Below are 13,713 nucleotides of genomic sequence, written 5' to 3'. Positions count from 1 at the left end.
GCAAATATAGATAACCCGGCCGCCGAAATGGTGGCCGACGGCTTTTTCCGCATCGCGTTAGGCGTTGAATACAAAGGCTCGCGCTATCGCGGCTGGCAGCGTCAGGCCTCCGGCGTGCTCACGGTGCAGGAAACCCTGGAAAACGCCTTGTCCAAAGTCGCCGACTCACCGGTGTCGCTGCTGTGCGCCGGACGCACCGACGCCGGGGTGCATGCCTGCGGTCAGGTGGTGCATTTCGACACGCAGGTCGAACGGTCGATGAAAGCCTGGGTCATGGGCGCCAACATCAACTTGCCACACGACGTCAGCGTCAGTTGGGCCAAGGTCATGCCTGGGCATTTCCATGCGCGCTTCAAGGCCATCGCCCGGCGCTATCGCTACGTGATCTACAACGATCAGATTCGCCCGGCGCACCTGAACGAAGAAATCACCTGGAATCACCGTCCGCTCGACGTCGAGCGCATGGCCGAGGCTGCGCAATACCTGGTCGGCACTCACGACTTCAGCGCTTTCCGCGCCGGCCAGTGCCAAGCCAAATCGCCGGTCAAGCAGCTGCATCACCTGCGCGTCACGCGCCACGGCAAGATGATCGTGTTGGACATCCGCGCCAGTGCCTTCCTGCACCACATGGTGCGTAACATTGCCGGTGTACTGATGACCATTGGTGCCGGCGAGCGTCCGGTGGAATGGATGAAGGAGGTGCTGGAGAGTCGCATACGCCGTTCCGGCGGGGTTACGGCTCATCCATTTGGTCTGTACCTGGTGCAGGTCGAGTATCGCGATGAGTTCGAATTGCCCGAGCGTTACATTGGCCCACACTTCCTGACCGGTTTCGCCGAACTTGACGGCTGACGCCCTCGAACGCATTTGTTACCATCCTGGACTTTCCCGGATTTGCCCTGAGGGTTTTATCGACATGTCAGCCGTTCGCAGCAAGATTTGCGGGATTACCCGCATAGAAGATGCGTTGGCGGCGGTCGTAGCCGGGGCGGACGCGATCGGGTTTGTGTTCTACGCCAAGAGCCCGCGGGGCGTGACGTTCCAGCAGGCGCGCGACATTATCAAGGCGCTGCCGCCGTTCGTGACTACCGTGGGTTTGTTCGTCAATGCCAGCCGCTGCGAGTTGGGCGAATTGCTTGATGCCGTACCGCTGGACTTGCTGCAGTTCCACGGCGATGAAACCGCTGCTGATTGTGAAGGCTGGCATCGGCCATACATCAAGGCGCTGCGGGTCAAGGCCGGCGACGATATCGCGGCGGCATGCGATGCGTTTCCGAGCGCCAGCGGTATCCTGCTCGACGCCTACGTTGAAGGCGTACCCGGCGGAACCGGCGAAGCGTTCGACTGGTCTCTGATACCGCAAGGCTTGAGCAAACCGATCATCCTCGCGGGTGGCCTGACCCCGGATAATGTCGCCGAGGCGATTGCCCGGGTCCGACCTTATGCCGTGGACGTCAGTGGTGGGGTAGAGGCAAGCAAGGGCATCAAGGATCACGCAAAGATTCAGGCGTTCATCAAGGCTGTACGTAGTGGCACGTAGTTGATGTGACGGCTGGCAGACTGCCGCCGTCCCAAAATGCACTGCGCTGCACAAAGCAGGCACGGCTGAGGATTGATGGGTTGTACGCAGGTCACGCTTCACTGACCCGGCCACCCACCGATCATCGCCACACACATGAATTTAGCTCAAGGGCATACGCGGGGCTGCGAACCAGAGCGTTCGGGCCGCCGGTACTGGAGAAAGAAAGCATGAGCAACTGGTTAGTAGACAAACTGATCCCTTCGATCATGCGTTCCGAGGTCAAGAAGAGCTCGGTGCCTGAAGGTCTGTGGCACAAATGCCCGTCTTGCGAGGCTGTGCTGTATCGTCCGGAGCTGGAAAAGACCCTGGACGTTTGCCCCAAGTGCAACCACCACATGCGTATCGGCGCCCGCGCCCGGATCGACATTTTCCTCGACGCTGAAGGCCGTAGCGAACTGGGTGCGGACCTGGAGCCGGTCGACCGTCTGAAGTTTCGTGACGGCAAGAAGTACAAGGATCGCCTGACCGCTGCGCAAAAGCAGACCGGCGAGAAAGACGCGCTGATCTCCATGAGTGGCACGCTGCTGGGTATGCCGGTGGTGGTTTCGGCCTTCGAATTCTCCTTCATGGGCGGTTCCATGGGTGCGATCGTCGGTGAGCGCTTCGTGCGCGCCGCCAACTACGCCCTGGAAAACAAATGCCCGATGATCTGCTTCGCCGCTTCTGGTGGTGCGCGGATGCAGGAAGCCCTGATTTCCCTGATGCAAATGGCCAAGACCTCTGCGGTGTTGGCGCGTCTGCGTGAAGAAGGCATTCCTTTCATCTCCGTGCTGACCGATCCGGTCTACGGCGGCGTTTCCGCCAGCCTGGCGATGCTCGGCGACGTGATCGTCGGCGAGCCGAAAGCCCTCATCGGCTTCGCCGGTCCGCGCGTGATCGAGCAAACCGTTCGCGAAAAACTGCCGGAAGGCTTCCAGCGCAGCGAATTTCTGCTGGAGCACGGTGCGATCGACATGATCATTCATCGTCAGGAATTGCGTCCGCGTCTGGGCAACCTGCTGGCACAACTGACCGGCAAGCCGACGCCGAAATTCGTTGCCGCGCCGATCGAGCCGATCGTCGTGCCGCCGGTGCCTGCAAACATATGACCCAACGCACCCTTGGCGAGTGGCTCGCCTACCTTGAGCAGTTGCACCCTTCGGCCATCGACATGGGCCTTGAGCGCTCGCAACAGGTAGCGTCCCGCATGGGACTGGGCAAGCCGGCGCCTCGGGTGATCACGGTCACTGGCACCAACGGCAAGGGTTCTACTTGCGCATTCGTGGCTTCGTTGCTGCGGGCACAGGGACTGAAAGTCGGTGTCTACAATTCTCCGCACCTGCTGCGTTACAACGAGCGGGTGCAGGTCAACGGCGTCGAAGCGACAGATGCCGAGCTGTGCGAGGCCTTTGCTGCGGTAGAGGCGGGTCGTGGCGCTACTTCCCTGACTTATTTCGAGATGGGCACCCTGGCGGCGTTCTGGCTGTTTCAACGGTCGGCGCTGGATGCCGTGGTGCTGGAAGTCGGTCTGGGCGGGCGTCTGGATACGGTCAACGTGGTGGATGCCGATATGGCGCTGGTGACCAGCATCGGCGTGGATCATGCGGATTATCTGGGCGATACCCGTGAGTCCGTGGCCTATGAAAAGGCTGGCATTTTCCGCCAGGGCGCGCCTGCGCTCTGTGGCGATCTCGATCCTCCTCAACCTCTGCTGGACAAGGCGCGCGAGCTGGCTTGCCCGTTTTTCCTGCGCGGTCGTGATTTCGACCTCGGTGTGACCGATCACAACTGGCAATGGCGCGGTCTCGACGCTCAAGGGCGGGTTGTCGAGTTGCATGATCTGCCGTTGCTCGATCTGCCCATGGAAAACGCCTCGCTGGCGTTGCAGGCCTACCTGTTGCTTGGTCTGCCTTGGGTCGATGCGCAGATTATTGATGCGCTGAAAGCCACGCGGGTGGTCGGTCGACTCGATCGCCGACAGTTCGACTGGCACGGCAAGCGTCTGAACCTGTTGCTGGATGTGGGGCATAACCCTCACGCCGCCGAGTATCTGGCCCGTCGTTTGGCGAGCCGACCACCGGCCGGCAAGCGCCTGGCGGTGTTTGGATTGCTGGCGGACAAGGATCTGGATGGTGTTGTCGGCGAATTGAATGCTAGTGTCCAGCACTGGGCTGTTGCGCCGCTGGATTCACCGCGGGCGCGACCTGTCGCCGATTTGCACGGGGTGCTGCAGAACCTTGGTGCGTCAGTAACGTCCTATGACAGCGTGGCCGCTGCCCTGGAAGGGCAGTGCGCGCTGGCGACGAGCGACGACGAGATTCTGTTGTTCGGATCATTTTATTGTGTTGCCGAGGCCCTTGAATGGTTGGCCCGGCGCTCCACGGAGGAAGCGGCAAATGGCATTGCTGGATAAGGCTTACAAACAGCGCATGGTCGGCGCCCTGGTGCTGGTGGCGCTGGCGGTGATTTTCCTGCCGATGCTGTTTTCCCGTCAGGATGAGCAGCGGCAGGTAACGGTCGAAGCGCCGGCTGCACCGCAAGCACCTTCAGTGCCGCAGGTGCAGGTCGAGCCGGTGGCTGTGCCTGAGCCGCAAGCCTTGCCGCAGGAACCTGTGCCGAGTGATGACGACATTGCTCAGCAGGAAGAGCCCGCGATGCCAATCGCGCCTACTGCGCCCGTCGCGCCTGCGCCTGCCGTTAAGCCGGTAGCGCCGCCTCCGGTCCCGGTCAACAAACCAGCGACTGCGCCGAGCCAGCCGATTAGCGCCGCGCCGGGTAAGCCGGACACGACTCAAAGTCGAGTCGATGCCAATGGCTTGTCGGTCAGTTGGTCGGTGCAACTGGCCAGCCTGTCGAACCGCGCGAGCGCAGAAAACCTGCAAAAAACCCTGCGCAGCCAGGGTTACAACGCCTATATCCGGACTGCCGATGGCAAGAACCGGGTGTTCGTCGGGCCGCTGATCGAGCGTGCGGAAGCCGATCGTCTGCGTGACTTGTTGAACCGCCAGCAGAACCTCAAGGGTTTTGTGGTGCGCTTCCAGCCTGAGCGCGGTTGAAAACTATCGACCCGATTTGAAATGCACTGACAATCGCAGCTTACCGATAAGCATGGGCTCTGCTAAAATGCGCCGCCTTATCCGTCTGTAGGCTGCACTGTGCCATTTACCTGGGTTGACTGGGCGATCGTTGCAATCGTCGCCATCTCCGCATTGATCAGTCTGAGCCGCGGCTTCGTCAAAGAAGCATTATCGCTGGTGACCTGGATCATCGCAGGAGTCGTCGCCTGGATGTTCGGTGGTGCATTGTCCGAGTACCTCGCCGGATACATCGAAACGCCATCGGCCCGCGTGATCGCGGGCTGCGCAATAATGTTTGTCGCCACGTTAATCGTAGGCGCAATGATCAATTATCTTATCGGCGAATTGGTTCGCGTTACCGGGTTGTCCGGGACCGATCGATTTCTCGGCATGGCCTTCGGCGCCGCGCGTGGCGTGTTGCTCGTGGTCGTGGCGGTCGGGCTGTTGAGCCTGGGGCCGGTACAGCAGGACGGGTGGTGGCAACAGTCGCAGCTCGTGCCAAAATTTCTATTGGTCGCAGACTGGTCCAAAAACCTGATCCTTGGGTGGAGCAGTCAGTGGCTTGCCAGCGGTATCAGCATACCCGCTGAAATACCGTTCAAGGAGCACCTCTTGCCGACGGCCAAAACGCCTCAGTGAGTTGTGTTCAGTTCAGATCCATTAAGTAGGGGTTGCGTCGCATGTGTGGCATCGTCGGTATCGTCGGTAAGTCGAACGTCAATCAGGCGCTGTATGACGCGCTAACCGTCCTCCAGCACCGCGGCCAGGACGCTGCCGGTATCGTGACCAGCCATGACGGCCGGTTATTCCTGCGCAAGGACAATGGCCTGGTGCGTGACGTGTTCCATCAGCGTCACATGCAGCGCCTGGTCGGTCACATGGGTATTGGCCATGTGCGTTACCCGACCGCGGGCAGCTCGACTTCGGCCGAAGCTCAACCGTTTTACGTCAACTCGCCTTACGGCATCACACTGGCGCATAACGGTAACCTGACCAACGTTGAACAGCTGGCCAAGGAGATTTACGAATCTGACCTGCGCCACGTCAACACCAACTCCGATTCGGAAGTGCTGCTCAACGTGTTCGCGCACGAACTGGCCCAGCGCGGCAAGTTGCAGCCGACCGAAGAAGACGTGTTCGCTGCCGTGACTGACGTGCACAACCGTTGCGTCGGTGGTTACGCCGTCGTGGCGATGGTGACCGGCTACGGCATCGTCGGTTTCCGCGACCCGCACGGCATCCGTCCGATCGTCTTCGGCCAGCGTCACACCGACGAAGGCGTCGAGTACATGATCGCCTCCGAAAGCGTGTCCCTGGACGTGCTCGGTTTCACCCTGATTCGCGACCTGGCGCCAGGCGAAGCGGTCTACATTACTGAAGACGGCAAGTTGCACACCCGTCAGTGCGCGACCAACCCTTCCCTGACCCCGTGCATCTTTGAACACGTCTACCTGGCGCGTCCGGACTCGATCATCGATGGTGTTTCGGTCTACAAGGCCCGTCTGCGCATGGGTGAGAAGCTCGCCGAGAAGATTCTGCGCGAGCGTCCTGAGCACGATATCGATGTGGTTATCCCGATTCCGGACACCAGCCGTACTGCGGCACTGGAGCTGGCGAACCACCTGGGCGTGAAGTTCCGCGAAGGCTTCGTGAAGAACCGCTACATCGGCCGGACCTTCATCATGCCGGGCCAGGCTGCGCGGAAAAAATCCGTACGCCAGAAGCTCAACGCGATCGAGCTGGAGTTCCGAGGCAAGAACGTGATGCTGGTGGACGACTCGATCGTTCGCGGCACCACGTGCAAGCAGATCATCCAGATGGCCCGCGAAGCCGGCGCCAAAAACGTCTACTTCTGCTCCGCGGCACCGGCCGTTCGCTACCCGAACGTCTACGGCATCGACATGCCGAGTGCTCACGAGCTGATCGCGCACAACCGTTCGACTCAGGACGTAGCGGATCTGATCGGTGCAGACTGGCTGATCTATCAGGACTTGCCTGACTTGATCGAGGCGGTCGGTGGCGGCAAGATCAAGATCGACAAGTTCGATTGCGCAGTGTTCGACGGCCAGTACGTCACTGGCGACGTTGACGAGGCTTACCTGAACAAGATCGAGCAGGCACGCAATGATGCCTCCAAGGTCAAGACGCAGGCAGTCAGCGCGATCATTGATCTGTACAACAACTGAGTAACTACCGGCCCTGAGGGGCCGGTTTTGTATCTACTAGAAGAGCAAGGCAAGGAGTGACAGCATGAGTCAGGATTGGGATGCCGGTCGGCTGGACAGCGACCTCGAAGGCGTAGCGTTCGATACCCTGGCCGTACGCGCCGGTCAGCACCGCACGCCGGAAGGCGAACACGGTGATCCGATGTTCTTCACTTCCAGCTATGTATTCCGTACTGCCGCCGACGCGGCCGCACGTTTTGCCGGGGAAGTGCCGGGCAACGTTTACTCGCGTTACACCAACCCGACCGTGCGCGCGTTCGAAGAGCGCATTGCCGCGCTGGAAAGCGCCGAGCAAGCCGTGGCCACCGCCACCGGCATGGCTGCGATCATGGCGGTGGTGATGAGCCTGTGCAGCGCCGGCGACCATGTGCTGGTCTCGCGCAGCGTGTTCGGTTCGACCATCAGCCTGTTCGAAAAGTACTTCAAGCGCTTCGGCATCGAAGTCGATTACGTGCCCCTGGCGGATTTGTCCGGTTGGGATGAGGCGATCAAGGCCAACACTAAATTGCTGTTCGTCGAGTCGCCGTCCAACCCGCTGGCTGAGCTGGTGGACATCGCCGAACTGGCGAAAATCGCTCACGCCAAAGGCGCGATGCTGGTGGTCGACAACTGCTTCTGCACGCCTGCGCTGCAGCAGCCGCTGAAGATGGGCGCGGACATCGTCGTGCACTCGGCGACCAAGTTCATCGACGGCCAGGGCCGTTGCATGGGTGGCGTGGTGGCCGGTCGTAGCGAGCAGATGAAAGAAGTGGTCGGCTTCCTGCGCACCGCCGGGCCAACCCTGAGCCCGTTCAATGCCTGGATCTTCCTCAAAGGCCTGGAAACCCTGAGCCTGCGCATGAAGGCGCATTGCGCCAACGCGCAGCAACTGGCCGAGTGGCTGGAGCAGCAGGACGGTATCGAGAAAGTCCATTACGCCGGCCTGAAAAGCCATCCGCAGCACGAACTGGCCCTGCGTCAGCAGAAGGGTTTCGGCGCCGTGGTGAGTTTCGAGGTCAAGGGCGGCAAAGAAGGCGCGTGGCGCTTTATCGATGCGACCCGGCTGATTTCGATCACCGCGAACCTTGGCGACAGCAAGACCACCATCACCCACCCAAGCACCACCTCCCACGGCCGTCTGGCGCCGCAAGAGCGCGAAGCAGCGGGTATTCGTGACAGCCTGATCCGCATTGCGGTCGGTCTGGAAGACGTGGTCGACCTGCAGGCCGATCTGGCGCGCGGGTTGGCTGCCTTGTGATCGAGTTGTCCACGCCGTCTACCGGTTCCAATGGTCGCGTCGCACTGGTCACCGGTGCTGCGCGGGGCATTGGCCTGGGGATCGCGGCCTGGCTGATCAGCGAAGGCTGGCAGGTGGTGCTGACGGATCTGGATCGGGTGCGCGGTTCGAAAGTGGCGAAGGTGCTGGGTGACAACGCCTGGTTCATCGCCATGGACGTCTCGAGCGAAGGGCAGGTGGCGTTGGGCGTCGCCGAAGTGCTGGGCCAGTTCGGGCGGCTGGACGCGCTGGTATGCAACGCGGCAGTGACCGATCCGCACAACATCACCCTGGAAAGCCTCGATCTGGCGTACTGGAATCGGGTGTTGGCGGTGAACCTCAGCGGGCCGATGCTGTTGGCCAAGCACTGTGCGCCGTACCTGCGTGCTCACAGCGGGGCAATCGTCAATCTAGCCTCGACCCGTGCCGGGCAGTCGGAGCCCGACACAGAAGCTTATGCGGCGAGCAAGGGCGGGCTGTTGGCCCTGACTCACGCGTTGGCGATCAGTCTCGGGCCGGAAATCCGCGTCAACGCGGTCAGCCCTGGCTGGATCGATGCGCGAGACCCGGCGGTACGGCGTGCCGAACCCCTCACCGAAGCCGACCATGCGCAGCATCCGGCGGGCAGGGTGGGGACGGTCGAGGACGTGGCGGCGATGGTTGCCTGGTTACTGTCGAAGAATGCGGGCTTCGTCACGGGGCAGGAGTTTGTGGTCGATGGCGGCATGACCAAGAAGATGATTTACAGCGAGTAGCGGGGCGGGACGCCGTCTGCGACGTTGTCGGGATTGACACGATTTTGTCTTTTTCAGAAAAACTTCAATCCTGCTATTGACTTAGCTTCGTTAGGTGCGTAAATTTCGCGGCCTCAGAGAAGCAAAGGGTGATTAGCTCAGCTGGGAGAGCGTCTGCCTTACAAGCAGAATGTCGGCGGTTCGATCCCGTCATCACCCACCACTTCTTGAGAGTCTTGCGAAAGCAAGATGGAAGCTGAAAAGCCTCCACCGACGCGCAGCGGTAGTTCAGTCGGTTAGAATACCGGCCTGTCACGCCGGGGGTCGCGGGTTCGAGTCCCGTCCGCTGCGCCATATTTTCCGGTTCAGGTTTATCCTGGGTCGAGATTGAAAGCCTCGAAGCTTCCAGTCAGACGAATTAGGACGCAAGTCCAAAGCGATACGCAGCGGTAGTTCAGTCGGTTAGAATACCGGCCTGTCACGCCGGGGGTCGCGGGTTCGAGTCCCGTCCGCTGCGCCATATCTGCCTCAAGGCCCACTGAACGCCTTGGAGCTACGAAGAAAACCCCTGGTTTATCTTCGAGTCGATAGCAAAGACCCTGGTCGAAAGGCCGGGGTTTTTTGTGTCTGAAATTTGGCTTTTATCCCTCTCCAGTCTTCCAGAACCAACTTTCTGCCTGTGCGGTGCATAAAGGACTTGGTTCACAGCTCTGACATTAATTAGAATCACTCTCATTTACGATAACTCCTTGGCACAGGGCTTCTTGAGATGAGTGATGCAGCGATGCCGAAGGAGCAAACCCTTCACGACCTGTACCGCGATCACCGTGGCTGGCTGGAAGGCTGGTTGAGAAGGCGCATGGGCAACGGCTGTGATGCGGCGGACCTGAGCCAGGATACGTTCCTGCGTTTGCTTGCCAGCTCCCAGCGGATCGCCGACCTGAAAGAACCCCGTGCCTATCTGCTTACGGTGGGTAAACGCCTGCTGAGCAACTTCTACCAGCGTCGTAGTCTGGAGCAGGCCTATCTGGCCGCGTTGGCGTCAATGCCTGAAGACTGTGCGCCATCACCCGAGCAGCGTTGGCTGCTACTGGAAACCCTGCAAGCGCTGGATGAGCTGCTCGACGGACTGCCGAGGGCGGTGCGGCGGGCATTTCTCTGGAGTCAGCTCGAAGGCTTGAACTACTCGCAAATCGCCGAGCGCCTGCAGGTGTCCGAGCGCACGATCAAACGCTACATGGCGCAAGCCTATGAGCATTGCCTGTTGGTGGAGCTGTGAACAGTCAGGCATCCGATCCCCGTCAGGCCGTCCGTGCTGCCGCGCAATGGCTTGCGTTGCTCGAGTCCGGCGGCGCCAATGAGCAGGACCGCCTGAACTTGCAGCGTTGGCGCGACACCTGCGCCGTTCACGAGCAGGCCTGGCAGAAGGCCCAGGCTTTGCGTCAGCGTTTCGCCGATTTGCCGTCGGGGTTGGCGCTGAGCAGCCTGGACCGTCCTGATCCGGGGCGACGCGCGGTATTGAAGCGCGCATTGGGTGCTGTGGCGTTGGTGCCGACGGCCTGGCTGATCAGTCGGCAACTACCCCTGGATGTCTGGCGCGCCGACCTGCACACCGCCACTGGCGAGCGCAAAAAGGTGCAGCTTGCCGATGGCAGTTCCATGCAACTCAACACCGCCAGTGCCGTCGATGTGGATGTGCAGAATCGCCGCGTGAAGCTGATTGAAGGCGAGCTGTCGCTGCAGGTTCCAGGCATTGCGCCGCTGACGATTCAGACGAAGTTCGGCAACGTCATCCTCAGCCAAAGCGAAGTTTGCGTGCGCCAGGACGCACGCGGCTGTCGGGTGTCGGTGTTCGACGGTTCCGTGCAGTTGCAGCCCTTGCAGGGGCCGGCACTGGCATTACGCGGGGGGCAACAGGTCAGCCTTCAAGTGATGGGGGCCAGTGCGATCACGCCGTTCGATGCGCTTGCGCCGGGTTGGCGTGAAGGCGTGCTGATGGCGAAAGACCAGCCGCTGGGCGATCTCCTGCGTGAGCTCGGCACTTACCGACCGGGGGTTCTGCGCTGGGAGCCTGAGCTGGAAACCTTGCGTGTCACCGGCAGTTTCCGTCTCCACGACACGGATCGCGTCCTTGCGCTGCTCGCGGCGAGCCTGCCGCTGGAGGTGCAATCCCGAACCCGTTACTGGGTCACGTTGCTGCCGCGCAAAACTAGTGTGTAAAGGCTGTCCCCTTTTTTCGACTTACTTGTCATTCAAGGCATGTGAACGAATCAAGAGAGCAAATTCAATGCCCACCGCCTTTCCACGCCTGGCTACTTTCCGTCTGCGTCCGTTGTTGCACCTGAGCCTGTTGTTGGGCTTGAGTGCCAGTCCATTGTTCATCACCGCCAGCTGGGCCGAAGACAGTGCCCGACGCAATTATCAGGTGCCTGCCGGCAGCCTGAGCGATGCGCTGACCCGCTTCGCCGGGCTGTCCGGGGTTAATCTATCGGTTGACCCGGCGCTGGTCAGCGGTCGCAACAGCACCGGTCTGTCCGGCGAATACGCGGTCGAGGAGGGCTTTGCGCGGCTGTTGCAAGGTTCCGGCCTGCAACTGCAACCGGTGGGCGAACAGGCTTACATCCTGACCCCGGCGCCAGAAGGCAGCAGCCTGCAACTGGCCCCTACCTCGATTCTTGGCGCCACAGGCGGGACTGGCGGCGAGGTGTATGCCGGCGGTCAGGTCGCACGTCGCGGATCGCAGGGCTTGCTGGGCTCGAAAGACTTCATGGAAACGCCGTTCAGCATGACCACCTACACCAGCGAGGCGGTCAAGAACTTGCAGGCGCGGACCCTGGGCGAGCTGATCGCCAGCGATCCTTCCGTTCGCGCCACCAACCCGGCGGGTGGGCGTTATGAGCAGTTCACGATTCGCGGGTTCAGCCTGTTCAACAGTGATGTCGCCTACAACGGTCTCTACGGCGTTTTGCCAACCTATACGATCGACATGGAGATGGCCGACCGCGTCGACATTCTCAAAGGCCCGAGCCAGCTCATCAATGGCATCTCGCCGCGAGGCGCCGTGGGTGGCGGGATCAACGTGGTGCCCAAGCGCGCGACCGACAAGCCGATCACTTCCTTTACCGGCAACTACGCGTCCGACAGCCAGACCGGCGGGGCCGTCGACATCGGCAGGCGCTTCGGTGAAGACAACATGTTCGGGATTCGTTTCAATGGCGTGAAGCAGTCTGGCGATACCGAATGGGATCACCAGAATGTTGACCGCGAGATGGCCGTGCTGGGTCTGGATTTTCGCGGTGAGCGGCTGCGCCTCTCAACTGACCTAGGGCGGACCGAGCGCGATACCGACGCCCCGCAGGAGCGCGTGCAAGTCGGCGCCACCGCGCAGGTTCCGCATGCCAGCGATGTCCGCCACAACTATGCGCAGCCCTGGAGCAAGGCGAGTACCAACGACACGTTCGGCACGGTGAACGGCGAATTCGATGTCAGCGATAACGTCATGTTGTACGGCGGTGTGGGGGCGCGCGAAAGCAATCATGACTTCCTCCGTCATGCCGTTGCGGTCACCAACAACAGGGGTGACTTCAGCGTTCAGCCCCGTGACTTCACCCGTGACGAAAGTGTCCGGACGGCTAACGCCGGGGTGCGCAACTGGTTCCATACCGGGCCGGTGAGCCATGAGGTCAACCTGGCTGCCAGCTATTTCTACATGGACTTCGAAAATGGCGGCGCCCGTTATGCCACCGCCAACAGCAACCTCTACAACCCAAGGGAAACGCCGACGCCTGTCACGCCCACTCGGCTCGATTCGAAGGTCTACACCGAGAACCGCTTCAGCGGCCTCGCGCTGTCCGACACGCTGGGGTTCTTCGATGATCGTCTGTTGCTGACCCTTGGCGCCCGCTGGCAGCGGGTGAAGGTTGACGACTGGACGGACGATGTCAAAGGCGACACGGCCTATGATGAAGAAAAGGTTTCGCCGTCTGGCGGCATCCTGTTCAAGGCCACCGACAAGCTGTCGCTGTATGCCAACTACATGGAAGGCTTGAGCCAGGGCAAGATCGCGCCATCGACTTCGGTGAACGAGGACGAAATCTTCCCGCCGTTCATCAGCCGCCAGGTCGAGGTTGGCGCCAAGTATGACGCGGGTGCGTTCGCCGTGACCGCTGCGGTGTTCCGGATCAAGCAGCCGGCCTATGAAACCAGCGCCACCACGCGCGTCTTCGGTCCGAACGGCAAACGCCAAAACGATGGTGTGGAGCTGAGCGTGTTTGGTGAGCCGCTCAAGGGCTTCCGCCTGCTCGGCGGTGTCATGTACATCGACAGTGAATTGACCAACACTTCCAATGGCACGTTCGACGGCAATCGCGCGCCTGCGACGCCAAAATACAACGTCAACCTCGGTGCCGAGTGGGATGTGCCGACCGTGCAGGGGCTGACCCTGACCAGTCGCGGCATCTATTCCAGCTCGCAGTTTCTGGACCAGTCCAACGTCAAGGAAATCGACGCGTGGGAGCGTTTTGATGTAGGCGCCCGCTACGCGTTCAAGGTCGAGGAAAAGAACATTACCTTGCGCGCCAATATCGAGAACGTGGCGGGCAAGCGCTACTGGAGTTCGGCCGGCGCGTCGGATGACAGCGAGCCTGGCTTGACGCTGTCGACGCCGCGAACGTACCTGGTTTCGGCAACCGTCGACTTCTGACGGCGTCTCATTGACTGATTTGATGTCTTCGCGAGCAAGCCCTCGCCGTACTCGCCGATATCCCGCGAATCCGCAGCGGCATCAGCTGGGTTTGGCTCTCGCGCCATCACCGTAGGGACAAGCTTGCTCGCGATGGCATCAACGCGATTCAACAGATGC

The 13,713-nt window shown here is 61.0% G+C and carries 12 protein-coding genes and 3 tRNA genes; all 15 read left to right on the top strand.

Annotated elements, in window-relative coordinates:
• Window positions 1-27 precede the first annotated feature (27 nt).
• Complete coding sequence (gene truA / locus ACI77H_RS03710) at window positions 28-852, top strand: tRNA pseudouridine(38-40) synthase TruA (protein ID WP_407011028.1); 825 nt, start codon at window positions 28-30, stop codon at window positions 850-852.
• A 64-nt stretch (window positions 853-916) separates the two neighbouring features.
• Window positions 917-1,540 carry a phosphoribosylanthranilate isomerase gene (locus tag ACI77H_RS03705; RefSeq protein WP_407010404.1) on the top strand — a complete coding sequence of 208 codons (624 nt, stop codon included), beginning with the start codon at window positions 917-919 and terminating at the stop codon, window positions 1,538-1,540.
• A 209-nt stretch (window positions 1,541-1,749) separates the two neighbouring features.
• Window positions 1,750-2,670, top strand: a complete 921-nt coding sequence (accD, locus tag ACI77H_RS03700; protein ID WP_008028281.1) for an acetyl-CoA carboxylase, carboxyltransferase subunit beta — start codon at window positions 1,750-1,752, stop codon at window positions 2,668-2,670.
• The gene (folC, locus tag ACI77H_RS03695) at window positions 2,667-3,974 is read left to right on the top strand and encodes a bifunctional tetrahydrofolate synthase/dihydrofolate synthase (RefSeq protein WP_407010401.1); all 1,308 of its coding nucleotides are present in this window, start codon (window positions 2,667-2,669) and stop codon (window positions 3,972-3,974) included. Before accD ends, folC begins: the two co-directional genes overlap by 4 nt.
• Entirely contained in the window at window positions 3,958-4,617 is a 660-nt protein-coding gene (locus ACI77H_RS03690) for an SPOR domain-containing protein (RefSeq protein WP_407010400.1), read from the top strand. Before folC ends, ACI77H_RS03690 begins: the two co-directional genes overlap by 17 nt.
• A gap of 99 nt (window positions 4,618-4,716) precedes the next feature.
• A complete protein-coding gene (locus ACI77H_RS03685; protein ID WP_407010399.1) occupies window positions 4,717-5,277 on the top strand; it encodes a CvpA family protein in 561 nt (186 codons plus the stop codon).
• A gap of 41 nt (window positions 5,278-5,318) precedes the next feature.
• The gene (purF, locus tag ACI77H_RS03680; RefSeq protein WP_046026886.1) at window positions 5,319-6,824 is read left to right on the top strand and encodes an amidophosphoribosyltransferase; all 1,506 of its coding nucleotides are present in this window, start codon (window positions 5,319-5,321) and stop codon (window positions 6,822-6,824) included.
• A 64-nt stretch (window positions 6,825-6,888) separates the two neighbouring features.
• Window positions 6,889-8,100 carry an O-succinylhomoserine sulfhydrylase gene (locus ACI77H_RS03675; protein WP_407010398.1) on the top strand — a complete coding sequence of 404 codons (1,212 nt, stop codon included), beginning with the start codon at window positions 6,889-6,891 and terminating at the stop codon, window positions 8,098-8,100.
• Window positions 8,097-8,873 carry an SDR family oxidoreductase gene (locus ACI77H_RS03670; RefSeq protein WP_407010396.1) on the top strand — a complete coding sequence of 259 codons (777 nt, stop codon included), beginning with the start codon at window positions 8,097-8,099 and terminating at the stop codon, window positions 8,871-8,873. Before ACI77H_RS03675 ends, ACI77H_RS03670 begins: the two co-directional genes overlap by 4 nt.
• 126 nt (window positions 8,874-8,999) lie before the next feature.
• Window positions 9,000-9,075, top strand: a tRNA-Val gene (locus ACI77H_RS03665).
• A 54-nt stretch (window positions 9,076-9,129) separates the two neighbouring features.
• Window positions 9,130-9,206 (top strand) — tRNA-Asp (locus ACI77H_RS03660).
• Window positions 9,207-9,295: 89 nt separating this feature from the next.
• Window positions 9,296-9,372: transfer RNA gene (locus tag ACI77H_RS03655), tRNA-Asp, on the top strand.
• A 249-nt stretch (window positions 9,373-9,621) separates the two neighbouring features.
• A complete protein-coding gene (locus tag ACI77H_RS03650) occupies window positions 9,622-10,131 on the top strand; it encodes a sigma-70 family RNA polymerase sigma factor (protein WP_407010395.1) in 510 nt (169 codons plus the stop codon).
• Window positions 10,128-11,072 carry a FecR domain-containing protein gene (locus ACI77H_RS03645; protein WP_407010393.1) on the top strand — a complete coding sequence of 315 codons (945 nt, stop codon included), beginning with the start codon at window positions 10,128-10,130 and terminating at the stop codon, window positions 11,070-11,072. The genes ACI77H_RS03650 and ACI77H_RS03645 overlap by 4 nt, the downstream gene beginning before the upstream one ends.
• 67 nt (window positions 11,073-11,139) lie before the next feature.
• Window positions 11,140-13,554: a TonB-dependent siderophore receptor gene (locus ACI77H_RS03640; RefSeq protein ID WP_407010392.1), complete on the top strand. Its 2,415-nt coding sequence runs from the start codon at window positions 11,140-11,142 to the stop codon at window positions 13,552-13,554.
• Window positions 13,555-13,713 lie beyond the last annotated feature (159 nt).

The sequence above is a fragment of the Pseudomonas sp. O230 genome, from assembly GCF_045447035.1.
GTDB lineage: Bacteria > Pseudomonadota > Gammaproteobacteria > Pseudomonadales > Pseudomonadaceae > Aquipseudomonas.
This window is presented reverse-complemented; position numbering and strand designations above follow the sequence as displayed.

Excerpts from the sequence above, each read along its gene's own strand:
- ACI77H_RS03640 (WP_407010392.1), top strand. The coding sequence starts at position 11,140 with ATGCCCACCGCCTTTCCACGCCTGGCTACTTTCCGTCTGCGTCCGTTG.
- purF (WP_046026886.1), top strand. The coding sequence starts at position 5,319 with ATGTGTGGCATCGTCGGTATCGTCGGTAAGTCGAACGTCAATCAGGCG.
- folC (WP_407010401.1), top strand. The coding sequence starts at position 2,667 with ATGACCCAACGCACCCTTGGCGAGTGGCTCGCCTACCTTGAGCAGTTG.
- truA (WP_407011028.1), top strand. The coding sequence starts at position 28 with ATGGTGGCCGACGGCTTTTTCCGCATCGCGTTAGGCGTTGAATACAAA.
- accD (WP_008028281.1), top strand. The coding sequence starts at position 1,750 with ATGAGCAACTGGTTAGTAGACAAACTGATCCCTTCGATCATGCGTTCC.
- ACI77H_RS03650 (WP_407010395.1), top strand. The coding sequence starts at position 9,622 with ATGAGTGATGCAGCGATGCCGAAGGAGCAAACCCTTCACGACCTGTAC.
- ACI77H_RS03690 (WP_407010400.1), top strand. The coding sequence starts at position 3,958 with ATGGCATTGCTGGATAAGGCTTACAAACAGCGCATGGTCGGCGCCCTG.
- ACI77H_RS03675 (WP_407010398.1), top strand. The coding sequence starts at position 6,889 with ATGAGTCAGGATTGGGATGCCGGTCGGCTGGACAGCGACCTCGAAGGC.
- ACI77H_RS03705 (WP_407010404.1), top strand. The coding sequence starts at position 917 with ATGTCAGCCGTTCGCAGCAAGATTTGCGGGATTACCCGCATAGAAGAT.